We start from the raw sequence: 26,292 nt of genomic DNA on the forward strand, positions 1-26,292 counted from the left end.
GACGAGTATTTGAAAATGTCAGTTGGAAAACAATATATTCGCGGCGGCCTTGCCCTCATCATCGGCCTTGCAGGCGTTCTGATGGTGCTGTGGGCGTGGCAGTTGCCGCCTTTCAAACACAGCGTCGAGACCACCGATAACGCCTACGTTCGTGGACAGGTGACGGTTATCAGTCCGCAGGTCGCTGGCTATGTCACCAAGGTCAACGTTATCGACTATCAAACGGTGAAGCAGGGCGACCTCCTGTTCGAGATCGACAACCGCAGCTATCAGCAGAAGCTGGATCAGGCGCTTGCATCACTCAACAGCAAGAAAGCAGCGCTCGCCAATTCAGAACAGAGCCAGCACTCGGCTGAAGCGACGATCCAGTCGCGGCAGGCTCAGATTTCCGGCGCCAAGGCGGCGCTCGAAGTGGCCGAGGCCAATGCGAAGCGCGTCGAAGCCTTGCTGCCGCGCGGCGTGACGACGCAAAGCTCTGCCGATACAGCACACGGCACCCTGCTTCAGGCACAAGCTTCTGTTGACGAAGCCCAAGCCGCACTAGCCGTTGCCCAACAGGACCTGCAATCCATCATCGTCAATCGCGACAGCCTCAATGCCGATATCGCCAATGCGGAAGCAACCGTTGAGCTGGCGCGGATCGACCTGCAGAACACCCGCATCATCGCCCCACGCGACGGTACGCTCGGCGAAGTGGGCGTCCGGCTCGGCCAATATGTGACGGCGGGAACGCAGCTCGTTTCCGTCGTACCGAAGACCAAATGGGTAATGGCGAATTTCAAGGAAACACAGCTCTACGGCATGAAGGTCGGCCAGCCGGTCACTTTCACCGTTGATGCGCTGCGTCATGCACAGCTAACAGGCCGCATAGAAGCCTTCGCACCCGCCGCGGGCTCCGAATTCAGCGTCATCAAGTCCGACAATGCGACTGGTAACTTCACCAAGATCACGCAACGTCTTTCCGTTCGCATCGCCATCGATGAAGATCAACCGGACGCCGCACATCTGTCGCCCGGCATGTCGGTCGTCGTCCGTGTCGACACCAATGCGGAACCGATTAAAAATTAGAAAAGCCGCAGCTTACGGGCATGGAAAGCCTCGGCGTAAGTCTCGGGCGCGCGGCATTCCATGCCGCGTAGCCGGGCAAGACCGCGAAAGGTTTCCGGGTCGAACCAGTCCTTCGAGCGTTGCGTGCCGAAGTGCTTCATCAACAGTTCGATCTTGCGATCCATGATTAGAGCGGGCAGAGCAGAATAGGCGTTGGGCTGACCCAGATCGCCATCCCATTTCGGAATTTCATATTCAAGGATCACCTGATCCCGAAACAGGTTCCATGTCAGCTCGTTGACGGTGCGGTGATCCTGATGAGCATCGCCATGGCGATGAGTGAAAACCATATCCGGTAGCCCTCGCCCGCGCTGTTCAATCAGCCATTCCTTGATCGCGCGGCTCTGCGCCGGAAAATAGCTATCCTCGAAAGAGGCCAGATGAATGTTGAAACTGTCTATCCCACGTAGAAAATCGCGCGCGGAAGCCTCCGCCTCCACACGCCTTTCCTCATTTCCAGACAGGACGCACCACTCGACATGCAGTGGCGTACCGCTCTCGATCAGGCTCAGAAGCGTGCCGCCGCAACCGATCTCGATATCATCGGAATGCGCGCCCAGACAAAGCACCTGAAGCGGACGGCTGTGATTTGCGAGCGAACGCAGATCGATCATAGCGCTATCGCAACATTGGTGGCCCGCCGTTCGGCCTCCTCCGCCTTATGCCTCTTCCAGGGCATGTCGCCTTTTTCGACCATATCCTCAAGCGTCTGCCAGTCACGCAGCGTATCCATGGAGCGCCAGAAGCCCTCATACTTATAGGCCATCAACTGGTTTTCAGCGATGAGACGACCGAAGGGCTCCAGCACCAGTTCTTCGCCTTCGCGCATATAGTCGAAGATTTCCTTGCGGAAGAGGAAATAGCCGCCATTGATCCAGATATCGGACGTGTTCGACGTCCGGAAAGCCCGTACATCGCCGCCTTCGGCAATATCGGCAAGGTGATAGGTCAGCGGCGGACGGACGGCGAGAAAGCAGGCAATCTTGCCGCTGGCGCGGAAACGTTCCGTCATGTCGTCAAGATCAACATCGCTGAGACCGTCGCTGTAATTGGCGAGGAACATATCCTCATTCGCCACATGCGATCGGGCGCTCCAGAGCCTCTCGCCAATATTGCGCCAAATCCCCGTGTCAAGCAGCGTAACGCTCCAGTCGCGGTCCACTTCCTCAAGCAGTTGCACATTGCGCCCGCCATCCGAAACCACACAGTCCGCGAAGGTCTGCGGGCGGATCGTCAGGAAGAAATCCTTCACGACATTGGCCTTGTAGCCCAGGCACAGAACAAAGTCGTTATGCCCGTAATCGCTGTAATATTCCATGACGTGATGCAGGATCGGCTGATGGCCGAGCGGGATCATCGGTTTCGGTATATTCTCCGAATATTCGCGGATTCTGGTTCCAAGACCGCCGCAGAACAGAACGACTTTCATGACTACCGCTCCTCTGTGAGTAGTGCCGGGTCAATCAACGTGACGTGCGGGATGGGAATGATGAACTTCGCACCCCATTCGACCACGTGCTGCATCTGCCGGATGATCTCGTCCTTGAAGTTCCACGGCAGAATGAGGATGTAATCGGGCCGGTATTTGTCGATTGCCGACACATCGTAGATCGGAATGTGCATGCCCGGCGTGAAACGCCCGTGCTTGTAAGGGTTGCGGTCGACCGTGAAGTCCAGGAAATCTGTGCCGATGCCGCAATAGTTCAGAAGCGTATTGCCCTTGCCCGGCGCGCCGTAACCGCAGATACGTTTGCCGGCATTCTTGGCCGCGATCAGGAAGGATAGAAGATCGCGCTTGGTCCGCCGGGTCTTTTCGGCGAACTGCTCATAGGTCGAAATCTCGTTGAGGCCGAAGCTTTCTTCGCGCTTCAGAAGTGCAGCGACACGCGGCCCCGCCTTCCGCTTGCTGCTGTTATGCGCAAGATACACACGCAGTGACCCGCCATGGGTTGGCAATTCCTCCACGTCGATGACCTTGAGGTGATGGCGATGCGCCATATACCGGATCGTCAGCAACGAGAAATACGAGAAATGCTCGTGATAGATCGTGTCGAACTGGTTCTGCTCGATCAGATTGGCGAGATGCGGAAACTCGAGCGTGATCACGCCTTCCGGCTTCAACAGCAGTTGCAAGCCACGCACAAAGTCATTGAGATCAGGGACTTGTGCCAGAACGTTGTTACCGATCAGGAGGTCGGCCTTCCGCCCCGCGCCGACCAGTTCGGCTGCAAGCGTCGAACCGAAGAAATCCACGCGTGTCGGCACACCCTTGGCAATTGCCGCCTCCGCCACATTGGCGGCCGGTTCGATGCCGAGGATCGGGATGCCCTTCGGTAGAAAATGCTGCAGCAGATAGCCGTCATTGCTGGCGATTTCGACCACGAAGCTGTTTTCATTCAGCTCCAGCCTCTCGGTGATCTCGTCACAATAGGTCTTTGCGTGGCTGACCCAGCTCGTGGCGAAGGACGAGAAATAGGCATACTCAGTGAAAATCTCGGCAGGTGAGAAATACTCCTTCAATTGCACCAGATAACAATGATCGCAGACGAGCGCATAAAGCGGATAATAAGGCTCCATGCGGTCGAGGCGATCCGCCGTGATGAAACTCTCGCAAGGCGGTGACATCCCAAGATCAACGAAGGTGTGTTTGAGTAGTTTACCGCACAGGCGACAGCCGGTCTGCTCTTGCGCCATGCTCGTGCTCCGCGAAATATCCGGCGTCTGGATGGTCATATGTCATTCCTCGCCTTTGAACCTATATGGCCGGTCCTTGATGGGGTTGAATTCCGATCCGCGTCGGATGACCCAAACTACTAAGTGGCCTAAAAATTGCCGAGACTGTCATCAGGGGCGAGCCGTACATACGATCGGGCGCGACATTCACCGGACGGACTATGAGGAGTAGATACCCAATCTTCACCCTATGACGGCGGGGGCGTAGAGGCCTACCTCATTCGGACAGGTTGGCCTCATCCGGATGGCCCTTCGGCTGCATCGAAGAAAGTTCTTTCGCCGGGGCGCCCTGCTGTCAGAATGCACATGCACGGCAATCGGGGCAAAAACATGCAGTTTACTTCGCTCATTATCGATGGCGCCTGGTCGATCGAGCCGGAAAGGCTTGAAGACGAGCGCGGCTGGTTCGCGCGGGTCTATTGCGAGGCCGCCTTCGCCGAACGGCAGATGGAAACGCATTTCCCGCAGCACAGCCTGTCCTTTTCGCGCGAGGAAGGAACGTTGCGCGGCCTTCATTACCAGAACGAGCCGCATTCGGAGACCAAGCTCGTCACCTGCCTGCAGGGCGTGATCTGGGATGTTCTGGTCGATCTGCGCCCGCATTCGCCAACCTATCGGCGCTGGACCGGCGTGGAGCTTTCTGCGGAAAACGGCGTCCATCTCTATATCCCCGAAGGATGCGCGCACGGCTTCCAGACCCTGACGCCCGATGTGCTCGTGCGCTACATGATCTCGAAGCCCTATGCGCCTGATTATGCAACGGGTTTGCGTTATGACGATCCATCACTCGGCATACCCTGGCCGAACAGGCCGAGCGTCATTTCCGACAAGGATCTGGCCTGGCCACTTCTATGAGCAATTCCGCATCGCGGAGCCGGTCGGCGGCGGCGGCAAGGGTTGCGAAAGGCAGTTTCGCCCGTTCAGCCATATCGAGAATGGAATGATGGCCATCCGCCAGATTCAGCACCCAGAGCAGTGCCATGGCGTTTTGCGCAGCACGGCTGTCACCGCCCATGCTTCCGTAGAGGCCGCGCCGCCCAAGCTGCGGCTCTCCCTTTGGCGATGTATTGAGCGGGAGCCAGTTTCGTTCAGCGATTTCAATAGCCTGCAAGACCATGTTGAAAGACTGTTCGAGATAATCCGGCTTGATGAAATCGAGATTGTCAGCCGATGTGTGATATTCCGGAAACGTGCCATAAAGGCTGCGCTGGAACATGCCGACCGGCAGGTTGAATCCCGGTGAACAGAACTGGCGCTCGTCATAGCCATAGGGCCAGAAATCATGAACCGTCGCATTGGTGGTCCCGGCGAGCACGTGACCCATGATGCGATCGATCTCCGCATCGCTGCGACGGCTGCGCTTGTAGTTCGGCCCGCCAGCATCGCCGACACAGGACAAGACCAGTCCGTGGCGGACCAGCCCCAGTTGCGCCTCGTTATGCCTGAGCCACGCAAGAGCGCCGAAAGTCGCCGGGCCGAAAAGCAGCCGATAGGTCAGGCGCGTGCGCCGTGATTGCAGCACGTCGCCAAGCCGGGCCAGCAGCGCCAGCCCGGAACAATTGTCGTTGGCCAGCGACGGATGGCAGAGATGGGCCGACAGGATGAATGTCTCGTCGGTTTCCCCTTCGTGAATGAACTCGCCGAAGGTCAGGAAACCGTCGCGGCGCTCCGCATCGATCACAACGTCATAATCACCGTCCTGCATTAACAGAAACGCATTATGTGTCATGCAGAAGCCCCAGCCCTCCGCGTGATAGCAGGTGCGATAGGGAATGAGGTCTGGCTGGTCGGGCAGCGTATGAATATGTTCTTTCAGCGCGCTGAGCGGCATTCGTGCCCGCACGGGCACACTGAAATTCACCACATGCAGATTGTGCCGGGCAAAGTCGATGACGCGATTGCCGTTCATATCAGCTATATAAGCTTCGCGGATGATCCATTCCTGCGGCGCTTTCCAGTCGTAAAGCGGTGTACCCGTCGGGACCCGATGAATGGTGAGCGGCAGATGTTCCCCGATGATGGCAAGCGTTTCGCGCACGCCATCACCGGCGAGACTGCGACATAGCGGATAGAGCCGGGCAGCAAGGTCGTAGATAGCCATCCCGTTCGCTACCGGCGGAATGGCTGTTTCCATGCCTTTGCGGCCTGGCCCCGTATCCATCACGCCGTTGCCCGAAGCGGTTGCGGTTCATCGTCAGCGCGACGCAGATCGGCATCCAAGACCCCTTCCGCAATCAGCTTGCGGATATGCGCGATGCGCTGGAAGCGCGGTCCCTCGAATTCCTCCAGCGTCAGCGTCGAGCGGCTATAGGCTGCAAGCAGTTCGAGCGCACCGGCAACGGCATCCCATTCCGGTTTTGCTTCCGGCAGCACGCGCGCCAGCTTTTCAAAACTGACGCGGTAGGAGCGCGTATCGGGCCCGGCATCGTCCGCATATTCGATACGGCAATCGGGAACATTGTCGGCGACGATGCCCGCTATATCCCGAATGCGGTAGTTGTGCTCCGTTGATCCGACATTGAAGGCCTCGTTCCAGACTTTTTCGCGCGGGGCTTCCATGGCGGCCATGAAGGCGCGGGAAATATCGCGGATGTGGACGATGGGTCGCCAGGGCGTGCCGTCGGACTTGAGATAAATCAGCCCTTTCGTCACTGCCCAGGCCACGAGATTGTTGAGCACGATATCGAAACGCAGGAACGGCGAAACGCCGTAAGCCGTGGCGGGCCGAAGATACACGGGACAGAAACTTGCATCGGCCAGTTCCCGGATTTCCTGTTCTGCCCGCACCTTGGACCGGCCATAGGCCGTCACCGGCTTCAGTTCGCCGGTCTCATCGATCAGATCGGCATCGCTGATACCGTAATTGCTGCACGATGAAGCAAACAGGAAACGCCCCACCCCGGCCCGCTTCGCGGCCTTCGCCATCGCGACGCTCGCCCGATGATTGATGTCGTAAGTCAGTTCCTCATTGAGATTGCCAAGCGGATCATTGGAGAGTGCGGCAAGATGAATGACCGCATCAAACCCCTCCAGATCGCGTGGCGACACATCGCGCACGTCCTTTCGGATGGTCGGCACATTCATCACGGCGCCGCCCTCTTCAAAACGGCAATGTTCGTAAAGGCCAATGTCATAGCCGGACACTTCATGCCCCGCATTTGTGAGGACCGGCACCATGACCGACCCGATATAGCCCTGATTGCCCGTAACCAGTACTTTCATGTCCGACTCCTCAAGCTTTGATAAATGCATGTTAGCCAGAGGGGGCAGGAGCGACGACTTGACCGAAGGCATGTCCGGTTAGGACAAGCGTTTATGAAAAGCGTGAAAGGGCGTATCGCCTACCTCTTTTGGATGTCCTGCAGGCGCCTGGCGTTGCCGATCAGCAGAAGCCAGTCAGTTCCGCCACCGGCATTTTGCGCCTGCTTGGGTGTGTAGGTCGCAACCGATCCCTCAAGCTTTGGTTGGCCCGCATCCACGAACGTGCCGGAAACCGGGTCGTACCAGACAGCCTGCCAGCCTTGTTTGACAATAGCTTTCTGCACCGCAAAACCACCGGCATCGCCATAGATAACCGACAAGGTGCCGTCAGGCAGTGATGCGGCATAGTTTCCCGCGCCTGCCGAAATGACTCTACTGCTATCGGGTTGGAGCTGCGACCATGGCAGTTTGTCGAAGAGTTTCTTTAATACCGTCATTGACCGCGCGCCGGCACTGTCGAGGGCTTCCTGCCAGCTTCGATCAGCAGTGGAGATCCCCGGTCCCGTGAAATGCCAAATCGGGTTGTTACCAAAGAACTGCCCGGCAGCACCCGCCAACAGCGCGCCATAGGCATTACGGCGGATCATCCGCGTAGTCGTCCCCCGCTCGAACTCATAGCCCGCTTCCAGTAAAATGACAGGCATTTCAGCCGCTTTTCGCCGTTGAAAAACCGCTGCATGAACATCGTCATATGTATAAACCGTATCGAAACTCAACCAGGGCCGGTCGCCCCAGAGTTCGGCCGTATTGCTATTGCGACCCGAATGTACCGTTATAAGAGCGCCGGGAACAATACTTGAGATTCCATCGGCCAGACTGGAAACCAGCCGTCGATCAGGATCATCAAAATCCCCGCCCAAGACCCAGACAACATTCTGAAATTCCGCAAATCGCTGAGCTATCGTCTGGCCATAGACACGCATTTTCTCCGGACCGGCAGCCTGCGCCTTGGAGAACCAACCCTGGTTGCCGCCGTTCACCCCAAGGTAGGCGGGCGCGAGAAAAACGACGAAGCCGAGTTCTTCCGCCCTCCCGATCACCCAGGCGGCGTGATCGAAATATTTCGGATTGAGTTCACCGAAGGCATCGCTGTTGAACGGCTTCTCGCCATAGGCATTGGCGGGCGGGTGACTGGAGAAGTAGTGTTCGACCAGACTGACCAGAATAGCGTTGAAGCCGCGTTTCCTGCGATCTTGCAGATAGGTTTCGACACCTTCGCGCTTCAGTTCCGCAATCAGCGACCATGCAGTATCACCCTGCAACAGAAGCGGCCTGCCCGTTGCATCCTCGAATACGCGCCGTTCCTGACCAACCGTGATTGGAAACAGATCGGCGGCATATGTCGGCTTCACTGCCCACAACAGCAGGGTTGCGGCGATCAGGACCGCTGCGAAGTGCTTCATCGCATCGTTGGCGGGTAGGTCGGCGCTTCGTTGAAGCGGCGATAGACCACCTGCGAAGGACGGCCTGTCAGATAGGAATTCACGCCGTCGTTCAATGCCCGGACATAAATGCCGAGCGCACCGTCGATCGCATCCACCGTGCGCGCAATATCGGTATCGCTGTGGGTATAGCTCACGACCAGCGACGGCATGAGCACGCCGCGCCGGATCGTTTCCTGCAGGAACAATGTACGAAATGCCTGCGAGGGCTGGCCTTTCTCATCAAGCGTTCCATAAGCGAGACAACATGGACGCCCGAAGAGCCGGACATGGTTTTGCAGGCCATGACTGGCAATCGCCGCATTCACACCCTCTGCCAGCTTGGAGCCTTGCTCGTGAAGCCTTTCGATCACAGGTTCATCGCGATAGATCGTCATGGTGGCAATCGCCGCAGCCAAGGCATGAGTTTCCGCGCCATGTGTGGTCGAAAGCAGGAATACGCGTGGATGATCAGTCTGGGTCAGACCACCAAGCTGCATATATTCCGCCTTGCCTGCGAGTGCTGAAACCGCAAAACCGTTACCCAGCGCCTTGCCGAAGCAGGAAAGATCAGGCTCGACATTATAAAGCTTCTGCGCTCCGCGCATGTGCCATCGAAAGCCGGTAATCATCTCGTCCAGAATGAACAACGCGCCGTTTTCATGGGCGATGCGCTTTGTTTCCTGCAAGAAATTATTCTGCGGTTCATCGGCACGTGCCGGTTCGAGGATGATGGCCGCGATGCGCCCCGGATAATCCTCGAACAAGGCTTGCACGCTCGCAATGTCGTTGTAGCGGAACGTCGCCGTCAAAGCCGAAACCGATGCCGGAATGCCCGCATTCATCTTCGTCGTTCCGATGAACCAATCGTCGGTAGAAAAGAACGGATGATCGGCGCAGCAGGCAATCATGTCGCGCCCTGTATAGGCGCGCGCAAGTCGTACCGCGCCCGAAGTCGCGTCCGAGCCGTCCTTGCAGAACTTCACCATTTCCGCTCCGTCGACCAGTTCCAGAAAGCTTTCCGCGCATTCGACTTCGATGGCGCTTGGCCGCGTGAAATTGCATCCGTCCTGCAAGGCGTCACGCACAGCGCGCACGACAGGCGGATAGGCGTGACCCAGCCCGACGGCACGATTGCCCATACCGTATTCGATATATTCATGGCCATCGACGTCGAAGACATGCGAGCCGGAACCGCGCTGGATGAAGCCGGGCGCCAGAACCGGGTACTGGTCGTCGCCCTTGGCATAGGTGTGACAGCCGCCCGGAATAAGCGCGTGCGCCTTGCTGGCAAGCAATTGAGAATTGCGGAACTGCGATGTGAAAAGGTTCATGCCCCTTCTCCTTTGTTATTCACGGTTCATGCTGCCGACCATCTGGTATGCAAACGCTCGCGCACTTGGCGCAGCCAGTTCTTCACCGGCTTCGGCAGGCGACTGCGCAGACTGGAATGAAGTGCGTTCGGCATCGCCCATTGCGAAAGCGCCAGCGGCGCAGCAATGACGGGGCGATCCTCGGCCAGATTCTCAAGAAGGCCCGCATAAGCGCGCCCGGCAATATCATTATCAAAGACCGTTTCAACTTTCCGCTGAGCGGCACCTGCCATGCCAGCCAGCAGTCCGCGGTCATGTGCAAGCCTGTTGATGTGACGGGCCGCCTGACGGAAATCGCCCACGGGGAACAGAAGCCCATCTTCGCCATCGGTGACGATAGTATCGGTCACACCGGCGATCTTCGACACAACGGCCGGGCATCCCTGGCTCATCGCCTCTATGAGCGTCAGACCGAACCCTTCAAAGCGCGACGGCATGACCATGACGTCATGCTGGCTGACCAGCCAGGGCACATCGGCAGGAGCAACCCAGCCGCTGAAACTAACTTTGTCGCCGAAGGGCGCAAGGCGATGGCGCAACTCTTCCAGATCGGGGCCATTTCCGGCGACGGTCAGGTGATAACGGCAATCGAGCCCGCGCAGAATGTTCGGCAACCAGAAAATGCCCTTCGAATTATCCTCCATCCGTCCCAGGTAAAGCAGCCTTAGCGGGCTGCGCTCATCCTGCCGTGCAGCATTGCGAGACAGATGAATGTCCCGGTTCAGCCCGTGCGGAATGACCAGCGTGCGCGCCGCATCGAAACCGTGCTGACGCACCAGATCGTCGCGGCAGCGTTTCGAAACACCGACGGTCGCATGAACATGATCGCGGATTGCTCTTGCCGCCGCATAGGTACCGGGCGTGATGTTATGCACGATCATGACACGTAGAATATCGGCGGGCAGATAGCGCGCCAGATTGGTTTCGAAACGGTTCGCAAGCACATTGACGAAAACGGCGTCGAAATGGTTTTCGCGCAGGAAGCTGATCATATGCCTTGCGCGGGTTTCTTCATCCAGCACACCCATGCGGTCGATGGCATCGCCCTTGCGAAGCGCATCATCAAGCCCCTGCCCCGTCGGCACGCTGATGGTGTCGCCGGCTGCGCCCGCGGCAAGCCAGCGAAGCTCTATACCCGACTGGCCAAGCGAAGAGCGCAGGCGTGTGAAAACCGAATAAGTCCCGCCGATGTGGGGACGGACAAAGTAAGCACATTTCATCGCCAGAACCTTGTTACCACAGGGACGTTTCAAGGGAGACAAGACTTCGAGGGAACAACTCCCTCGAAGCCTTACTCCGGTATATCGGGGGGCAATGGATATACCGCTGGCCAGTGTATCGAAATTGCGATGACGCGCATTTCGGCTATGAGGGGTACCCCCCCTCCTACAATAGAGGATGGTGTTCACCCTTCTGCCAGTTTTCCTGACGAGGCGTCGGGCATTAGCCTGTCGCTGTAATGGGAGAAACGTATATGAGAATAGGTCTTCTCGGGCAATTTGGCTCCGGCAACACCGGTAATGACGGTTCGCTGGAAGCCATGCTGCAACTCTTGAAGCGCAGATGTCCCGATGCTCAACTCGTTTGCATCTGCTCAAAGCCAGACGTCGTCACACAGACCTTCGATGTTCCGGCCGAGCCCGTCGCCCAGCCTGATCCGTCAAACTGGCTACTCAGGATAATCAACAAGGCGCTGTTGCATTTTCCCCGCCGAATAGTCGGCTTTTGCTGCGCGCTTCTGCTTGCGTCTCAGCTCGATCTCATTGTTGTGCCGGGCACCGGTATACTGGATGATTTCAACGAGAACCCCTTCGGCTGGCCCTTCGCAATGTTACGGTGGTCCCTGGCGGCAAAACTTGCCAGCACGCGTCTGATTTTTGTGTCGATCGGTGCCGGACCAGTCGCACATCCATTGAGCCGGGTCTTCATTCGTTGGGCTTCCGTACTGGCGGCTTTCCGTTCCTATCGAGATCAGGTTTCCCATGACTTTATGAAACATCTGGACGTAAACCCTGCTCAGGATTTCGTCAGCGCAGACATCGCCTTTGCGCTACCAACGGTTCCGGATGAACACCGGGGCAGCTCGGATCAATGCGTGGGTATCGGCGTGATGATCTATCGCGGATGGAGAAAGGATGAGCAGGACGGTGATGCCATCTACGGTGAATACCTCGCCAAAATGACAACGCTGGTAAAAAAGCTGTCGGCTGACGGTCGTCAAGTCCGTCTGCTGATCGGGGGCAAGGGCGATATAGAGGCGGCACGCGATATACTGGAGCGACTTTCCCCGGCGGAAGCGGATAATGTCGTGTTTGAACCGATCGCATCCCTGCATGAGCTCATGCAGCAGATCGCCAGAACAGATGTCGTTATCGCCAGTCGCTACCATAATGTCGTCTGCGCTCTGGCTATGAAACGTCCAACAATCTCGTTGGCTTATGCGAGCAAGAACGATGCATTGTTGCGCGATACCGGGCTTGAGGCATTCTGCCACCAGATCGAAAGCTTCGACCCTGCAACCATCCTCTCGCAGGTCGATATTGCTTTCGAGCAACGCGCTACATTGATCGGAAAAGTGGACGCCGGAGTGGAGGGTTATCACAACCGGCTGGCGAAGCAGGAAGAAATTCTCGACGCCACTTTTCTCGAAACTGCCCGGAGAGCGGCTGAACCCACAATTCAGCCACCGCGTGCGGTTCGCCAGGCGGATCGTTTCAACAAGTAATCGAAGGGTGGCATAACTGCCAGCAATGGCTCTCGCTTCAGCGCGAACGCCATCAGCGAACCCGCCACCTTCGGCCGCCGTGCCAGATTGGAGATCGCAGACCAATAGGCGCGCTTCGTCAGGCAGTCCTGAACCATTGCAAACAACCGCTGCTGCTGCGGCAGGCAAGCGCCCTCATGATCGAAAAATGATCGAAAGCCAGCCTCGAATTCCCGATTCCAGGACAGAATACCATTCACCGTCGCCGATTGGTTATGGGGGTGCGAACGCGCAAAAGCCTGGGTCTGGCTGGTTGAAGCGATGGAACCGCGCATGGCGATGCGCAGCCACATTTCCAGATCGTCCGTGTGAGAAAGCGACGTGCGGTAATAACCCACCTCTTTCTGGATCGCGGTTCGTACAACCGCTGTCGGGCCCGTAATGGGATTGAACGCATGTCGGCAGGCAAATTCTATGAACTCCTCCCCAGACCATCTCCTCCAATCGCCTGACGTGGGCGCGGCGGCGGTCAGGCGTGGTTCGCTGTCTTCGGCTTTTATCCGGCCTGTCGCACCATGCGCGAGATGAACGTCCGCATATTGCGACAGCACGCCTGTCGCCCTCTCCAAAGCGCCCTGCGCCAATAAATCATCCGAACACAGGATCAGGAAATATTCGGATGCGGCCCAGTCTATGCCCTCGTTGAATGAAGCATGTGGCCCCATATTTTTCGGACGGAGCAGCAACTCGACACGGTTATCGCTGGCCGCAAGCCCCTTTGCTACCTCAACACTATTGTCGGTAGAGGCATTGTCGATGATGAGCAGCCGGACATTGACACCCGATTGCAGCAATACGCTTTTGGCGCAGGCGGAAAGATAGCGACCGTAATTGAAGTTGGGAATGACAACGTCGATGGTCGGCTGTTCCAGTTTGCATTTGTCCATGACAAGCCGTCCTATTCTGCAGGGGTCGAGGCCGACGAGTGCACACGCCGCACCCAGAGCTTTCCGAAAATCCAGCCCAGCAGCGGTGTGAGCTCAGCGGCGAAGGGATGCCGCACCAGGAACACCGCGCCCAGCCAACTGAACGCCGCGATGAAGCCCATCGAAACGCCCGTGGTCCAAGGAATTTCCAGCGAGAAACCATTCACTGCAACCATTGCCAGCGGTATGGCCAGCGTGAACAGGGTAACCAGTCCGCTCTTCAGCAACGCCCGTCCAAGCACGGCGTAGGAGAAGGCTACATGCCTGCGCACAAATACGATGGCTATGACCATCTGTATCGGCAGGCTGATGAACTGACCAAGGGCAACGGCAAGCAGACCATAAAATGCAGCGGTACTGATAACGGTGAGCGCAACCAATCGCGAGATCAAATTGGACAGGAAAGCCTCACGGTTGGCACCCAGTGCCATCAGCAAGGGATAGGTCAGGATTGCCGGGAACCAGAAAAGACAAGCAAGGCTCAGGATCGCTACGATCGGAGCCGCTTCGGACCAGCCGGGACCAAGAATGATGTGCACCGCCGGATATGCAAGCAGCGCGAGCAATGCCTGTGCTGGCCAGTAAGCGACGGTAATATAGGACAAAGCGCGGATATAGGACTGGCTGATGTCCGCGCCGGAGCGGACCTGCGCCGACAGCATCGGGAATGCGACAGTAAAAACAGCCGAGAGGATGATGCGATCCGGCAAACCGCTCAGCGTATCGGCCCGGTTGTAGATTCCGACTGCCGATATGGGCATGAAGCGCCCGAGCAGCAGTTGCGGAAGCGTCATGCAGATCTTGTTCAGCCCAGCATTGCCGCCAAGATAAATCCCGAACCGCCAGGCCGTGTCGAAACTGGCCAGTGATGGACGCAACAGGCTTCCCAAAGGATGAATCGCGACAGCCAGCCCCGTCGTCATCAGCGCGCTTGCCAGCAGCCCGAAGGCAAAACACATATGCCCGAAACCAAAGAAGGCCATGGCAATGGTTACCAGTGCACCCAAACCGGATCCTGCCGTGCGGATGCGCGCCAATGTTCCAAAGGCCATTTCACGCCGCAGCAACGCGACCACCGGCAAGGACAGGCTTTCGACCAATGCTGCGACAATCGTGATGCTAAGAAACAGCTTCAGTTTCGGATCATTATAAGACTCTGCGAAATAGCCAAGCGTACAATAGAGGACCAGCGACAGCAGAACCGTCACGCCCATCAGAAACGTCAGGGACGTCTGGACGTCCTGATCGCGCACCTTGTCGATCTTTATCAGGAACTCGGGACTGGCGAATTCGCGCAGTGAAAACACTATTGCCGTAAGGCTCAAGCCGATTACGCCCATTCCGGTTTCGGCTGGCCCCAGAATACGAGATACAGCAGCGACAGTCACAAAGTTGAAGAGCAGTCCTGCATACTGCTCAAGCGCCGCCATGAGAAACCCTCTGCGACTGCCATTCATGATCCGCTCCAACGCGTATTCTCAGGCACGGTCAACGTCTTCCGCATCACCAATTTGTCCCCCATTCACAGCAGCAGGGCAAAAGCGTCCGCAGGCGCAATTTTCCAGACCGCGTTCAGAATAGTCCTTTGTCACCGGCACGAAATGTCGCCCTTGGTGTTAGCACCTGACCTGAAAGGAGTATGCGGCACGCTCTAAAGCCAAGTCGTGGACAGCAGCGTCAGTGCGTAAAAATTTCCAGAGTTTGATCTTTGTGAACGCGCCTTGGAGGAGACATGACGAGTCTTTCCTGGATAACGCTTCTGGCCTTCGCTCTTTCCGTTGCTTTCTGCCTCGGTTTTCGCGGGCTGGCACGCGAATGGTATCTCATCGACATCCCGGATGCCCGCAAGAGACATGATGGAAACGTGCCCCTTTGCGGCGGCATCGCCATTTTTCTCTCGTTTTCCGTCGCCGCGTTTCTAACGCTCGGCATTTCAGGCCATGCGAATGCCATGACCCTCGTACCGGGCCTTGTGCTTATCCTCGTCACCGGCGTTCTCGACGACCGTTTCAACCTGCCCGTCGCCCCGCGCCTCGCAATCCAGTTGCTTGCAGCCTTCCTGATGATAGGCATTGCCGGCGTCCGGCAGATCTATCTCGGACTTGCATCCGAAGGCATCGAGCCATCTGTAACGCCCGCCCCGGAAATGCTGATGCAGGTTCTGACCGGGCCACTTTTCCTGATTATCGCGCTTGCCTTCATTGTCGGCCTCGTCAACGCGGTCAATATGAGCGACGGCGTTGATGGACTGGCGGGCTCGGCAAGCGCTGCCGCCTTCTTCTGGCTGGCCGTCATCGGTTTCGGTGTTGGCGAGCATCGCATCGGGTTGCAGGCGCTTGCCCTTGCAGCCGCATGCCTCGGCTTTCTCGTCTTCAACATGCGGCATCGATGGCGCGCAAAGGCAAGCCTCTTCCTGGGTGACGGCGGCAGCACATTTCTCGGTGCGGCCCTTGCGGGTTTTATCCTCATTCTTGCGAGCGGACACGCCAATGTCGCCTTCCCCATCCTGATCTGGATCGTCATCGTTCCCGTCATCGATACGCTTAGCCTGATCGTGCGTCGCATGTCCGCACGCAGGAGCCCGTTTTCACCAGACAGACAGCATCTGCATCATCTGCTGATGGATGCGGGACTCTCCTGCGGACAAACAGCCGTAGCTATTATGGCGCTCAATCTCATGGCCGGAGCCATCGCCTATATCGCCATCCGACTCGACGTGCCGGTCTGGCCGATGCTTCTGGCGCTGGCGATCCCGGCCGCAATGCACACATTTTTCGTACTGCGCATGACCAGAGGTCCGCGTCAGGCCGTTGCGGCTTCCATGGTTGAGGGCAATTCGAACACCAAACCGAACATCACTTATCCCGGGGCAACTTCATGAACGTTTCCGTACTTATCATGACGCTGAACGAAGAGGTCAACCTGCCTGCCTGCCTGGCTTCGCTGGACTGGTGCGACGATATCGTCATCCTCGATTCCTACAGCAGCGACCGCACGGTCGAAATCGCAAAGGCGGCGGGCGCTCGCGTTTTCCAGCGTGCCTACGACACAGAAGATCGCCAGCGCATGTATGGCATCACGGAAATCAAGTTCAAGCATGACTGGGTTTACACCCCGGATGCCGACGAGATCACACCGCCGGACCTGCGCGATGAAATGCTGGCAATCGCCTCCGACCCCAAACGGCCTGAAGTCTTCTTCAAGGCGCGTTACAAGAACATGTTCATGGGGCGGTGGATCCGCCATGCAAGCCTCTACCCAACCTGGATTACCCGACTGGTAAGACCCGACCGGGTACGGTTTGAACGCTCGGTACATTCACGCGCCAGCGGCGGGCCGGAAGGTGCCTTGCAGGCCCATTTCATCCATTACAGCTTCAACAAGGGCCTTGAGGCCTGGTACGACAAGCACAACCGCTATTCTTCCGCCGAGGCTGACCTATCCGCTTCGCGCCTGCTCGAACGCAAGATCGACTGGGGCGGCATTCTCTCTACGATCCCGGAACGGCGGCGGCGCGCATTGAAATCGCTCTCCTATCACATGCCGTTCAGGCCGGGCTTGCGCTTCCTCTATATGTATCTGCTGCGCGGCGGCTTTCTCGACGGCAAGCCGGGTTATCTCTATTGCCGTCTGCTTTCGGCTTACGAATTTATGATTATCGTCAAGACGGAAGAACAACGCCAGCGTCAGTCCGCGCTCCACGGAAACATCCCGTCCGCGAGGCACTCTCTGGAAGCCGAAGCACCGGAACGGCGTTTGACATGATGATGTTCATCATTCTGCCTTGTGCCGTTCTGTTCGGGATTGCCGCGATGTTCTTCTCGGAGCCGGTTTTGACCTTGCAGGATGATGGCGGCAGAGCGGATGTGATCGTCGTCCCCGGCGGGGACGGCCCGCCCCGCGCGGCACAAGCTGCCCGCCTCTGGAAGGAAGGCCGCTCGCCCGTGATCCTCGTCACCGGCGACGGTGACTGCCTCTTCAACAAGCGGATCATGATACGTAAAGGCGTGAAGCCGTCGGCGATTTTCGTGGAATGTCAGTCAGGCAGCACGTGGCAGAATGCCCGATTTTCAGCACCCGTCCTGCGCGAAATAAAGGCCAGAAGCGCCCTGATTGTGACCAACTGGTATCATTCGCGCCGCGCCATAGCGAGCTTCCGCGCCGCCTGCCCGCAGATGCGCTTCATCTCGTCTCCCATCGGCGGCGATGACGGTCGCCCCGGTTTTCCGGCGACACAGGCAGATATGGAGCTGGTCGCCAAAGAATATGTAAAGCTCGGCTGGTATCTGCTTTCAGGCCGCATCTTCCCGCACGATCTATCCACGAGCGAACCGGCGCCTGATCTTTCAGATATATGCGCCGCAGCGGGAGTTACCCAATGAATCTTTCGCTCACCTGGATTTTCACAGGCTTCGTCCTCTGCTTTCTGGCTGGCGGCCTCTTCTTCCGTCCAGAACGAATGTATCAGTTTCCGTTCCTTGCTGGCGTGATGACCTTCGGTTTCCTGCTGCCGCAATTGCCTGCCCTCGTATATGATCAGTTTCTGCCTTCCGGCGCCTATGCCAAGACGATGATCATGGGCATTCTGTCATTTGCAATGCTGGCGCTCGGTTGGCGGATGGCGAAAAAGCCTATCGGATTTCTCAGCGTAAGCTTCAGCGAGCGCAGGTTGATATGGGCAGCAGCCGGCCTGTCGGCTTTCGGTGCCGTGTTCTACTTTCTCTTGAGCCGCCTGCCCGGTGATGTTTCCATCGGCATGCAGATGACCGGTATGCCGGTCGTCTATCTCTTCTTCGCGCAGCTCATGCCTTATGGCCTGGCCATTGCAGTGCTTTGCTTTGTGCGTCGACCCTCATGGTTTGCGCTGGCAGTCATCCTGTTCGACCTGGTCTTCTATTTCGACCGTATTCTCGTTACCGGAAAACGCGCAGAGGCCATCCAGCTTGTCCTCATGTTCCTTCTGCCCCTCTGGTTCTACCGACGCATTGTCATACCGCGGACAGTCATGGCAATCGGCATTCTGGCTGGCACATTCCTGATGACCAGCATGGGAGATTATCGTCAGATAACGCGCACGGATGCGAGCTTCGTTCTCGATGAGATTCTGGAGATCGACTATGCAGCCAATTTTCGCAGCACCCTGGAGCGCGGCGGCCCGGAAATGCGCAATGCCGTGCAACGTATTGATGAAATTGATCGGCGGCTGGAGTTCGACTACGGCAAGTATCACTGGAACCGTATCATCTTCACATTCATTCCCGCGCAACTCGTGGGTGGCGATATCAAGGAAGCGCTCTATCTCGATGTCCCCGAACCCGGCCGGGATTATAATCCGCTGACGGGCACGACAGAAACGGGACTGGTCGATGCATTCTCGTCATTCTGGTATTTCGGCGCCCTGAAGTTTCTACTGCTTGCCTGGGTCATGCGCAGGCTTTGGGAAACCGCGATGGCGGGCGAGATGCTGGGACAACTGGTCTACATGCTGTCCATCGTTCCGGCCATGCATTCCATTTCACACCACACGGATTGGGTGGTGCCGGTCTGGATTCACATGTCATTATTCCTCATTCCCATCCTGTCGTTCTGCGTAATCCGCAATCGGTCGATACACCTTCCGCTTCCGCCGTCACAAAGTGGTTCCATGATGATCCGGGGCCCCAACCTTCAGAAAGGATGGCCATCATGACCGTGACGTCGGACAGCAAGATGCCGCTCGCCGGAGAAAATAGCCATTCTTGCCAACAAGAAGGCATTACCGGCAGAATGAGCGCGTCACGCCCGCTTGAGGGCGGCGCAACCTTCACATTGGGACACCGCATCCAGCGTCTGTGCTGGCAGGCGAGCTGGCTCGTGCTGGCGGCGTGGACGCCATCCTTTCTATGGCGCTGGCGCGGCGCGGTGCTGCGCATCTTCGGCGCGAATGTTCACAGAACAGCTATCGTGCGCGGCAGCGCGCACATCTGGTGGCCGGGCAATCTGACCATGGGCGCGCATTCGTCACTCGGACCGGGCGCGCTTTGCTACAACGTGGCCCATGTGACGCTTGCGCCCTTCGCCATTGTCTCGCAACGCGCGCATCTTTGCACGGCGGGACACAATATCGATCAGGCCGATTTTCCGCTGACGGCAGCGCCCATTCATATCGGGCCTTATGGCTGGGTTGCGGCTGAAGCCTTCGTGGGACCGGGCGTCACCATTGGCGAGGGAGCGGTTCTCGGCGCCCGCGGGGTCAGCTTCCGTGATATGGACCCATGGATGGTTTATGCGGGCAATCCCGCCAAGCCGGTGCGGCCACGGCGAAAGCCTTGATTATCAGCTTGCCGGAACGGACCGGAGCGCCTTGCGCCTTGCAACGGCGTCGGTCTTTTGTGGCTGAAAGCTCTGATAGGCCGCAATCGTCTGAAGTGCAATACGCTGCCAGGTATAATTATCCCGCACGAGTTTGGCACCGGCCATACCCATTCGTTTCGCACGATCCGGGTCTTCGAGAATCCGTTCAAGCGCTGAAGCCACGGCCATCGGATCGAGCGAACAGACCACACCCGCACCGGCTTCGGCAACTTCCGGGAAATGGCATGCATCCGTAATAGCCACCGGCACACCACAGGCGAGCGCCTCGGTTATGGCAACGCTGAAGCCTTCCTGACGGCTCGGCAGGCAGAAGCATGCCGATTGCTTCAGAGCGGCGATCTTGGCCGGACCGTAGAGCCCGCCTGTCATGTGCACCCGCGCATCAAGTCCGTATTGATGAATACGCTGGCGGAATTCTTCCTCGGCCCCACCGTCGGGGCCCGCGACCACCAGATCCACATCCGGAAACAAAAGTGCAACCCGACGAAAGGCATCGGCAAGGATGTCGAGCCCTTTCTTGTAATGAAGCCGCGACAGAAACAGCACATATCGCCGCTTCGGCAAACCGCGAACGACGATAGTCCCGTCACCCTCGACTTCACTGAGAAAAATACCGTTCGGGATAATCATCGACGGCGGCTTCAGGCCAAGCGGCCGCATCAAGTCGATCTCGTCTCCATTCAGCGCGTGAATAAAGGCCGCGCCGTCAAGCATCCGTCGGAAACCGAGCTTCAGGGCTAGCTTTTTCTTCCATGCGCTCTGCTGCATGCTCCATTTATCGAGCATGCCGCAACAGCATATGCAGTAGGGTACGCGATAGCGACGGCATAACACGGATGCACGGAGGAGGTTCGTCTCCCATACGCCATGCAGATGCACAAAATCCGCATCACGGATCAGACCGGGCATCGCCTGCGCAGCACGATAGCCGAGCAGCATCTCAGCCGTATCGGGCATGGGCAGAAGCAGTGTCTGCACCATCTCGAAACCGGGAATTGATGCCGTCGCGGTTATGGCTCGTCGATTGATTTCATCATCGCTGTAACTGACGATCGTCACGTCATGGCCAAGCGAGGCCTGCGCCGCCGCCAACCGCACAACCACGGCCTGCGGGCCGCCTTTGGCCGGATCATAAGAACCGATGACGTGGATGATGTTCATACCGGCTTTTCCTGAAAGATTGCTGATACCAGCCGTTCGCCATAACGCGCTAAAGTAAAGTCAGCCGCGCGTTCGCGCGCATTTTCCCCCATCCGCTCCAGCATCACGGGGTCGCCTGCCAGTTCCTGCAGGATTTCGGTTGTCTCCCTGACATCACGGATGGGCACGATGTAGCCATCGACACCGTTGCGAACGACACTGCCTGTATTTTCGGTACAAATGACCGGTAGCCCAGCGGCCAGCGCTTCATAAACGGAGATCGCCGACCCCTCGCACAAAGATGGCAGCAGAAAAACATCGGCCCATTCGAATTGCTGGCGCATCTCACTGCGCGGAATGGGGCCCGTCAATTCGACCGAAGCCGCAAGTCTGGCCTGTGCTTCTGGCAGCAAATCCAGCGGGCCGACCATCCGGAACTCTACCTTCCCGGCCAACTGGCGGGAAACCTCGCCGACATATGGCGAGCCTTTGCGCAATCCGACAGCCCCCACTGTCAGCACGCGCAATTTACCCGGAGCCCGTGCTTTCCGCTCGATTTGAAAGCGCGTGTCGACCCCTGTCGGAACCATGACGACCTTTTCCGGTGCGCAGCCTTCTTCAATCACGTGACGGGCAACAAAGGGCGACGGGCACACGACCACATCGGCCAACTGCCATTCGGATCGTTCACGCTCGGCAAAAGCCTCTGCATACCCGTCGTTTTCCGCCGGCAACTGCCAGCCCGGATTCAACAATTCCTCTTCATACCCAAGCTGTTCGACGATAGTGCGCGGCGCAATCACCTGATCGACGGCCGTCCAGAGCCCCATTTTTCGTGCCGCCGACAGCACTTCCATAGCCTCACCGCTGAAAGCATATATCCCGCCTGCCCCATGAAATCCGCCTCCGGCCACCAACCGCCCAAACGTCTCCCCCGCCCATATCGCATTGGCGGTGGATTTCGGCCCGGTCTGGTTGGCCAGCCTGCGCACTGCTGAATGCAATCCGAACCCTGGGAAACTCGTCATCTGTTCCAGCGGGATGCCCTGGGGCCTGCGTCCAACCAGTCTCCGCACAGAGGATGGCAATGCCGTAGGAGGCAAATTGCTGAGAAAACGCGGCCATCCCTGAAAAGCGCATATATCCGTATAGAAATGCGCCAGTTTCTGATTGCTCGCAAAAATACGCGGGACTGCATAGTGCCGCCGCGCACCCAACTGGCTGACGACAACCGACCCGTCCATCACAGTTCCCTCGGTTGGAATTGCCGATCGAGAACCGGCATGGCTGCGGGTGCGACCTTTTCCTCAAGCCGCGAAACGGCGGATTGCCAAACGGCTGCACCATATTCGCGCGAATAAGCCGTTTCCATCAGGTAGCGGGCATTATTGCCCATCGACATGCGTCCCACGGGTGAATGACGCAGATGAAGGATCGCATCGACCAGCGCGTCGACATCGCCCGGCCTCAGCGCCACGCCGCATTGAAAATCGCGGACAATCGTGCCGATTTCGCCCTGTGTATCGCCAATGAAGATGGTCGGCCGGGCGGCGGCAAGCACGCCATAGAACTTGCTGGGCACGATGCAATGTTCCAGCTCCGGCTTCAGGGAAACCAGGTGCACATTGGCCGCACCAAGGCTTTCGGAAAGCTTCTCCACGGGCTGGAACGGTTTCATCATCACATTGCTCAGTCGCCGCCGTTTGACTTCGCTTTCGACGAAGCCTCGCTGCTGCCCCTCGCCTATCATCAGAAAGACGATGCTTTTCATATGCTGTAGCCGTTCGGCAGCATCGAGAACCGTCTTGAACTCATGCGCGCGTCCGAAATTGCCTGAATAACCGATGACGAATTTCCGACCGAGCCCCCAGGCACGGCGCAGAGGATTTTGCCCCGGTTCTACCGGAACGATTTCGTTGCGGTCGGCCCAGTGGTGAACCACACTCATGCTTTCCGCCGGTATGTCCCTTGTTGAAAGATAATGGGCCATGCGCTCTATCGGACAGATGGTCAGTGCGGATTGGCGCATCGACCAGTTGCGCAGGATCATGGCGAGCTTGCCGGAAACGGTGTCGGACTTGATGAGACCAAGTTCCATCGCTGTTTCAGGGAAAAGATCCATCACCCAGTTGACCAGCTTTGCCCGGCGCATACGGATCGGCAGCGCCGCCGAAACAGACAGAAGCGGCGGATCGGTACAGACCACGCAGACATCATCCTTGCGGGCATTGGACGCGAACCAGGCCGCGGCGGACAGATGGAAGGTCCCATAATCGACCGCGCGCCCAACAAGCTTGCCGCGACCGAAGCCCGAGGTCCATATCCGATGCACGTCGATGCCGTCGATAGTCTCGCGTGCAGGCAAGACGTCCTTTCGCTTGTCGTGATAGCTGCGGCTTGCGAGCACTGTCGTTTCGATGCCTTCACGCACCAGCGTCTGGGCAAGGCTCGTCACCATCCGGCTGGTGGCCGACTGGTCCGGGTAGAAGTAACGATTGGCAAGCACCACACGCATGATTTCGCTTCCTATTGCTTGATCCCGTTGAAACGAGCATCGCAACTACGCAACAGATAGCGCAAGGAACACAAAGGCATGGCTTGCACCGACAGCGGGCGAACCGCCTACCTCTTTGGGTGAAACCGGCCATAGCGGGTGCTCTTCAAGCTTCATCCGAAGAGGGATGTTCCGGCTCGCAATTGCCGTTTTGGAGCCGTTCTGCCTGCGCGGGAAATCGTTAACATGGTTTCATCAAAACTCTGGTCAGGCGAAAAATCGCCTCGGCTGGCGACATACGAACGGCTTCGACAGTCTCGTTACCGAGATCGTCGACTGAGATTTGCGCAACATCATGCGGGAGGTTGGACGCAATGACTTCTACGGCTGAAATCACGCCTGCCCCACTCTATTCGCTTGACGGCAAGAAAGTATTCATTGCCGGTCACACAGGAATGGTCGGTTCGGCCATCCTGCGTCGCCTGCAGGGCACGGATTGCGACATCATCACCGCAGCGCATAGCGCCCTCGATCTGACCCGGCAGGGCCCGACGGAAAATTTCATCAGCGGGCGCAAACCGGATGTCATCATCATCGCTGCCGCCCGCGTTGGCGGCATCCTTGCCAACTCTCATTATCCGGCGGATTTTCTCTATGATAATCTTGCCATTGGCATGAACATCATTCGTGCCGCCCACCAGAATGGCGTCGAGCGCCTGCTGTGGCTTGGCTCAAGTTGCATTTATCCGCGCGATGCGGCCCAGCCTCTAACAGAGGAAGCCCTGTTGACGGGGCCTCTGGAAGCTACCAACGAAGCTTATGCCATCGCCAAGATTGCAGGGCTGAAATATGCACAGGCCTGTGCACGCCAATATGGCAACCATTTCATGACCGCGATGCCGACCAACCTTTATGGTCCAAACGACAATTTTGATCCCAACAGCTCGCATGTCCTGCCAGCACTGATCCGAAGAATCCACGAGGCCAAGGTGCGAGGGATCGACCATGTCACGCTTTGGGGCAGCGGCAAGCCCTTGCGGGAGTTCCTCCATGTGGACGACCTTGCTGATGCCTGCCTGCACATGCTGCGCTTCTACGACGGCATTGAGCCGATGAATATCGGGACTGGTGACGAAATATCCATCAAGGATCTGGCGCTGACCGTCGCCGCAGTTGTCGGTTACGAAGGTCGTTTCGAGCATGATCTCAGCAAACCCGACGGCACCCCGCGCAAGCTCCTCGATACTTCGCGGATGCGGGCGCTCGGCTGGAAATCACAAATTCGTCTGGAGGACGGCCTGCGTGAAGTCTATCGTGATTGGTTGGAGGAAACCGCCGATCCTGTCGCGGCTTAAGCCGCGACGTTTCCCCCTGCATCTTCAATCCTGGACAAGTCTCCTCAGCATCCCTCATGCTGGGGAGACGCGCAGTCCTTTCCTAACTTCTTTTGAAGATTCTAAACCTATGACGGCGAGCCGCCGCCGATCCTGCTCATATCAAGCTCGACGCGCAGGATGTCGCCCGGTTTAATTTCCGTACGTTCGTTAGCAACGATATCCTGAAAGTTGCCATTGACGTTACGGCTGATCGAGAAGACCAGTTTCTGGCGCAGCGTGGCTGAGGAGATATCGCCGGAAGACTTGGCAATTTCAGCCATGGCCTGCAATTGGGCATTGCTGCGACGTTCCATGCGGGCCATGTTGAGGTCAATATCCTGCAAGCTGGTGGCCGCATCGCTTCGGCGGATTTCGTCCAGATTGGCAATACGCTGCTGCACGGCAAGCTGGTTCTGCCTCGCCCGGGCCAGAAAGGACCCCTGCTCCAGCGCGGCGCGCCGGGTCGCCGACAAATCCCGCTCCAGATCGCGAAGGCTGGACTTTGCAGCAAGGCCGCGGTCCACCAGCGACTTGCTGGAATCCACATTCTCCTGCAATAATCCGATTTCGGTATCGTGCAGCTTGATGCTCTGCTGCAAGGTCTGGATTTCGTCGCCATAGCTTGCAACCTGTGCTTCAAGCGCCCGGCGCTCGGAAGCAAGATTGTTGCGGCGAACATCGAACAATGTCTTCTCGCCATCAAGCATGTGTTGCTGCAGAACCGCTGTTTCCTTGGTCGCTGGCGTTTGTTCCGGCAGAGTATAGGTAAAATCCGTGCCGTTCAGTTCCGCCTCGAAACGAGCGCGTTTGATCGCCATTGCGGTAATTTGCAACTGCAGATCGGCGTATTCCTGCTGGGCAGCGATCAACTGCACGCCTGCAGTGACCGCCGGAGACTCGGCCTTTCCTACCCCGCCGCCGAGCGCTGTCAACTCGAGCGCCACCATGCCGGGCCGGAACTGGTACTTCCCCGGTGCCCTTACATCACCGACGACAAATACCGGCGCATACTGATTGACCGTTGCAGTGACCGTCAAACCCGGAATGTGCTGGGATAGTGATCCCGCAATCTTCTCGCTGATCTCATTTGTGGTCAGCCCGTTTACCGGGATATTGCCCACAACCGGGTAGCCGATATTGCCGTCCACATCGACGGGATAGAGCCCTGTGAGAGACGGCTGCCCGTAGACGGTTACCTGAAGCACATCATTGGCGCTAACGCGATAGGGTTGCCCATCCGCAAGCACCCCGAAACTTCCGCCAAAGAACAGAAGCCCCGTAAGCACTGTTGCGCGAAGATATTTGCCACGACCGCTGATCGCTTTATTTGACATGACCTGTGC

Annotated in this window: 23 protein-coding genes; 9 read left to right on the forward strand and 14 right to left on the reverse strand. The window is 57.7% G+C overall.

Annotated elements, in window-relative coordinates; genetic code table 11:
* Positions 1-15 precede the first annotated feature (15 nt).
* Entirely contained in the window at positions 16-1,068 is a 1,053-nt protein-coding gene (locus tag ACYSN1_RS16485) for an HlyD family secretion protein (protein ID WP_461726683.1), read from the forward strand.
* Here ACYSN1_RS16485 and ACYSN1_RS16490 read toward each other — a convergent pair.
* The 3 genes from ACYSN1_RS16490 to ACYSN1_RS16500 are packed head-to-tail and all read right to left on the reverse strand — an operon-like array spanning position 1,065 to position 3,840.
* Entirely contained in the window at positions 1,065-1,721 is a 657-nt protein-coding gene (locus ACYSN1_RS16490; RefSeq protein ID WP_461726684.1) for a PIG-L deacetylase family protein, read from the reverse strand. The two genes, ACYSN1_RS16485 and ACYSN1_RS16490, sit on opposite strands and share 4 nt — an antisense overlap.
* A complete protein-coding gene (locus ACYSN1_RS16495) occupies positions 1,718-2,536 on the reverse strand; it encodes a sugar phosphate nucleotidyltransferase (RefSeq protein WP_461726685.1) in 819 nt (272 codons plus the stop codon). Before ACYSN1_RS16495 ends, ACYSN1_RS16490 begins: the two co-directional genes overlap by 4 nt.
* Before the next feature lie 2 nt (positions 2,537-2,538).
* Positions 2,539-3,840, reverse strand: coding sequence for a class I SAM-dependent methyltransferase (locus ACYSN1_RS16500; protein WP_461726686.1), 1,302 nt, complete (start codon positions 3,838-3,840; stop codon positions 2,539-2,541).
* Between the two features lie 330 nt (positions 3,841-4,170).
* Between ACYSN1_RS16500 and rfbC the strand changes: the two genes are divergently transcribed.
* A complete protein-coding gene (rfbC, locus tag ACYSN1_RS16505) occupies positions 4,171-4,695 on the forward strand; it encodes a dTDP-4-dehydrorhamnose 3,5-epimerase (RefSeq protein WP_461726687.1) in 525 nt (174 codons plus the stop codon).
* Here rfbC and ACYSN1_RS16510 read toward each other — a convergent pair.
* From ACYSN1_RS16510 to ACYSN1_RS16530, 5 genes are all read right to left on the reverse strand, one after another.
* Positions 4,658-6,001: a DUF4910 domain-containing protein gene (locus ACYSN1_RS16510; protein ID WP_461726688.1), complete on the reverse strand. Its 1,344-nt coding sequence runs from the start codon at positions 5,999-6,001 to the stop codon at positions 4,658-4,660. The two genes, rfbC and ACYSN1_RS16510, sit on opposite strands and share 38 nt — an antisense overlap.
* A complete protein-coding gene (locus ACYSN1_RS16515; RefSeq protein WP_461726689.1) occupies positions 6,001-7,062 on the reverse strand; it encodes an NAD-dependent epimerase/dehydratase family protein in 1,062 nt (353 codons plus the stop codon). The genes ACYSN1_RS16510 and ACYSN1_RS16515 overlap by 1 nt, the downstream gene beginning before the upstream one ends.
* Before the next feature lie 119 nt (positions 7,063-7,181).
* The gene (locus ACYSN1_RS16520; RefSeq protein WP_461726690.1) at positions 7,182-8,504 is read right to left on the reverse strand and encodes an apiosidase-like domain-containing protein; all 1,323 of its coding nucleotides are present in this window, start codon (positions 8,502-8,504) and stop codon (positions 7,182-7,184) included.
* On the reverse strand, positions 8,501-9,856 hold the full coding sequence (locus tag ACYSN1_RS16525) for a glutamate-1-semialdehyde 2,1-aminomutase (protein ID WP_461726691.1): 1,356 nt from the start codon (positions 9,854-9,856) through the stop codon (positions 8,501-8,503). The genes ACYSN1_RS16520 and ACYSN1_RS16525 overlap by 4 nt, the downstream gene beginning before the upstream one ends.
* 26 nt (positions 9,857-9,882) lie before the next feature.
* The gene (locus ACYSN1_RS16530) at positions 9,883-11,115 is read right to left on the reverse strand and encodes a glycosyltransferase family 4 protein (protein WP_461726791.1); all 1,233 of its coding nucleotides are present in this window, start codon (positions 11,113-11,115) and stop codon (positions 9,883-9,885) included.
* Positions 11,116-11,369: 254 nt separating this feature from the next.
* On the opposite strand from ACYSN1_RS16530, the gene ACYSN1_RS16535 reads away from it, so the two are divergent.
* On the forward strand, positions 11,370-12,620 hold the full coding sequence (locus ACYSN1_RS16535; RefSeq protein ID WP_461726692.1) for a polysaccharide pyruvyl transferase family protein: 1,251 nt from the start codon (positions 11,370-11,372) through the stop codon (positions 12,618-12,620).
* On the opposite strand, the gene ACYSN1_RS16540 is transcribed toward ACYSN1_RS16535, so the two are convergent.
* Positions 12,575-13,546: a glycosyltransferase family 2 protein gene (locus ACYSN1_RS16540; RefSeq protein ID WP_461726693.1), complete on the reverse strand. Its 972-nt coding sequence runs from the start codon at positions 13,544-13,546 to the stop codon at positions 12,575-12,577. The genes ACYSN1_RS16535 and ACYSN1_RS16540 overlap by 46 nt on opposite strands.
* An 11-nt stretch (positions 13,547-13,557) precedes the next feature.
* Complete coding sequence (locus tag ACYSN1_RS16545) at positions 13,558-15,042, reverse strand: oligosaccharide flippase family protein (protein ID WP_461726694.1); 1,485 nt, start codon at positions 15,040-15,042, stop codon at positions 13,558-13,560.
* A 275-nt stretch (positions 15,043-15,317) separates the two neighbouring features.
* Between ACYSN1_RS16545 and ACYSN1_RS16550 the strand changes: the two genes are divergently transcribed.
* From ACYSN1_RS16550 to ACYSN1_RS16570, 5 genes are read left to right on the forward strand one after another with little or no spacing between them, the layout of a single operon-like run.
* Positions 15,318-16,466: an MraY family glycosyltransferase gene (locus tag ACYSN1_RS16550; protein WP_461726695.1), complete on the forward strand. Its 1,149-nt coding sequence runs from the start codon at positions 15,318-15,320 to the stop codon at positions 16,464-16,466.
* Complete coding sequence (locus ACYSN1_RS16555; RefSeq protein WP_461726696.1) at positions 16,463-17,350, forward strand: glycosyltransferase family 2 protein; 888 nt, start codon at positions 16,463-16,465, stop codon at positions 17,348-17,350. Before ACYSN1_RS16550 ends, ACYSN1_RS16555 begins: the two co-directional genes overlap by 4 nt.
* Positions 17,350-17,967 (forward strand): YdcF family protein, encoded by a 618-nt coding sequence (locus ACYSN1_RS16560; RefSeq protein ID WP_461726792.1) that lies wholly within the window; start codon positions 17,350-17,352, stop codon positions 17,965-17,967. Before ACYSN1_RS16555 ends, ACYSN1_RS16560 begins: the two co-directional genes overlap by 1 nt.
* Positions 17,964-19,274, forward strand: a complete 1,311-nt coding sequence (locus ACYSN1_RS16565) for a hypothetical protein (RefSeq protein ID WP_461726697.1) — start codon at positions 17,964-17,966, stop codon at positions 19,272-19,274. The genes ACYSN1_RS16560 and ACYSN1_RS16565 overlap by 4 nt, the downstream gene beginning before the upstream one ends.
* A gap of 20 nt (positions 19,275-19,294) precedes the next feature.
* On the forward strand, positions 19,295-19,897 hold the full coding sequence (locus tag ACYSN1_RS16570; protein WP_461726793.1) for a putative colanic acid biosynthesis acetyltransferase: 603 nt from the start codon (positions 19,295-19,297) through the stop codon (positions 19,895-19,897).
* A 3-nt stretch (positions 19,898-19,900) separates the two neighbouring features.
* Here ACYSN1_RS16570 and ACYSN1_RS16575 read toward each other — a convergent pair whose 3' ends face one another.
* Genes ACYSN1_RS16575 through ACYSN1_RS16585 form a run of 3 tightly spaced genes read right to left on the reverse strand, consistent with a single transcriptional unit; the run spans position 19,901 to position 23,594 of the window.
* Positions 19,901-21,100, reverse strand: a complete 1,200-nt coding sequence (locus ACYSN1_RS16575; protein ID WP_461726698.1) for a glycosyltransferase — start codon at positions 21,098-21,100, stop codon at positions 19,901-19,903.
* Positions 21,097-22,323, reverse strand: a complete 1,227-nt coding sequence (locus tag ACYSN1_RS16580; RefSeq protein WP_461726699.1) for a glycosyltransferase family 4 protein — start codon at positions 22,321-22,323, stop codon at positions 21,097-21,099. The genes ACYSN1_RS16575 and ACYSN1_RS16580 overlap by 4 nt, the downstream gene beginning before the upstream one ends.
* A complete protein-coding gene (locus ACYSN1_RS16585; RefSeq protein ID WP_461726700.1) occupies positions 22,323-23,594 on the reverse strand; it encodes a glycosyltransferase family 4 protein in 1,272 nt (423 codons plus the stop codon). Before ACYSN1_RS16585 ends, ACYSN1_RS16580 begins: the two co-directional genes overlap by 1 nt.
* 353 nt (positions 23,595-23,947) lie before the next feature.
* On the opposite strand from ACYSN1_RS16585, the gene ACYSN1_RS16590 reads away from it, so the two are divergent.
* On the forward strand, positions 23,948-24,928 hold the full coding sequence (locus ACYSN1_RS16590) for a GDP-L-fucose synthase family protein (RefSeq protein ID WP_461726701.1): 981 nt from the start codon (positions 23,948-23,950) through the stop codon (positions 24,926-24,928).
* A gap of 107 nt (positions 24,929-25,035) precedes the next feature.
* Here ACYSN1_RS16590 and ACYSN1_RS16595 read toward each other — a convergent pair whose 3' ends face one another.
* Complete coding sequence (locus ACYSN1_RS16595) at positions 25,036-26,283, reverse strand: polysaccharide biosynthesis/export family protein (RefSeq protein WP_461726702.1); 1,248 nt, start codon at positions 26,281-26,283, stop codon at positions 25,036-25,038.
* Positions 26,284-26,292: the final 9 nt, after the last annotated feature.

This window comes from Brucella sp. LJL56 (assembly GCF_054871705.1).

Bases quoted from the DNA above. Each gene is read 5' to 3' on its own strand.
- ACYSN1_RS16485 (WP_461726683.1), top strand. From the start codon at position 16: ATGTCAGTTGGAAAACAATATATTCGCGGCGGCCTTGCCCTCATCATC.
- ACYSN1_RS16490 (WP_461726684.1), bottom strand. From the start codon at position 1,721: ATGATCGATCTGCGTTCGCTCGCAAATCACAGCCGTCCGCTTCAGGTG.
- ACYSN1_RS16495 (WP_461726685.1), bottom strand. From the start codon at position 2,536: ATGAAAGTCGTTCTGTTCTGCGGCGGTCTTGGAACCAGAATCCGCGAA.
- ACYSN1_RS16500 (WP_461726686.1), bottom strand. From the start codon at position 3,840: ATGACCATCCAGACGCCGGATATTTCGCGGAGCACGAGCATGGCGCAA.
- rfbC (WP_461726687.1), top strand. From the start codon at position 4,171: ATGCAGTTTACTTCGCTCATTATCGATGGCGCCTGGTCGATCGAGCCG.
- ACYSN1_RS16510 (WP_461726688.1), bottom strand. From the start codon at position 6,001: ATGGATACGGGGCCAGGCCGCAAAGGCATGGAAACAGCCATTCCGCCG.
- ACYSN1_RS16515 (WP_461726689.1), bottom strand. From the start codon at position 7,062: ATGAAAGTACTGGTTACGGGCAATCAGGGCTATATCGGGTCGGTCATG.
- ACYSN1_RS16520 (WP_461726690.1), bottom strand. From the start codon at position 8,504: ATGAAGCACTTCGCAGCGGTCCTGATCGCCGCAACCCTGCTGTTGTGG.
- ACYSN1_RS16525 (WP_461726691.1), bottom strand. From the start codon at position 9,856: ATGAACCTTTTCACATCGCAGTTCCGCAATTCTCAATTGCTTGCCAGC.
- ACYSN1_RS16530 (WP_461726791.1), bottom strand. From the start codon at position 11,115: ATGAAATGTGCTTACTTTGTCCGTCCCCACATCGGCGGGACTTATTCG.
- ACYSN1_RS16535 (WP_461726692.1), top strand. From the start codon at position 11,370: ATGAGAATAGGTCTTCTCGGGCAATTTGGCTCCGGCAACACCGGTAAT.
- ACYSN1_RS16540 (WP_461726693.1), bottom strand. From the start codon at position 13,546: ATGGACAAATGCAAACTGGAACAGCCGACCATCGACGTTGTCATTCCC.
- ACYSN1_RS16545 (WP_461726694.1), bottom strand. From the start codon at position 15,042: ATGAATGGCAGTCGCAGAGGGTTTCTCATGGCGGCGCTTGAGCAGTAT.
- ACYSN1_RS16550 (WP_461726695.1), top strand. From the start codon at position 15,318: ATGACGAGTCTTTCCTGGATAACGCTTCTGGCCTTCGCTCTTTCCGTT.
- ACYSN1_RS16555 (WP_461726696.1), top strand. From the start codon at position 16,463: ATGAACGTTTCCGTACTTATCATGACGCTGAACGAAGAGGTCAACCTG.
- ACYSN1_RS16560 (WP_461726792.1), top strand. From the start codon at position 17,350: ATGATGTTCATCATTCTGCCTTGTGCCGTTCTGTTCGGGATTGCCGCG.
- ACYSN1_RS16565 (WP_461726697.1), top strand. From the start codon at position 17,964: ATGAATCTTTCGCTCACCTGGATTTTCACAGGCTTCGTCCTCTGCTTT.
- ACYSN1_RS16570 (WP_461726793.1), top strand. From the start codon at position 19,295: ATGCCGCTCGCCGGAGAAAATAGCCATTCTTGCCAACAAGAAGGCATT.
- ACYSN1_RS16575 (WP_461726698.1), bottom strand. From the start codon at position 21,100: ATGAACATCATCCACGTCATCGGTTCTTATGATCCGGCCAAAGGCGGC.
- ACYSN1_RS16580 (WP_461726699.1), bottom strand. From the start codon at position 22,323: ATGGACGGGTCGGTTGTCGTCAGCCAGTTGGGTGCGCGGCGGCACTAT.
- ACYSN1_RS16585 (WP_461726700.1), bottom strand. From the start codon at position 23,594: ATGCGTGTGGTGCTTGCCAATCGTTACTTCTACCCGGACCAGTCGGCC.
- ACYSN1_RS16590 (WP_461726701.1), top strand. From the start codon at position 23,948: ATGACTTCTACGGCTGAAATCACGCCTGCCCCACTCTATTCGCTTGAC.
- ACYSN1_RS16595 (WP_461726702.1), bottom strand. From the start codon at position 26,283: ATGTCAAATAAAGCGATCAGCGGTCGTGGCAAATATCTTCGCGCAACA.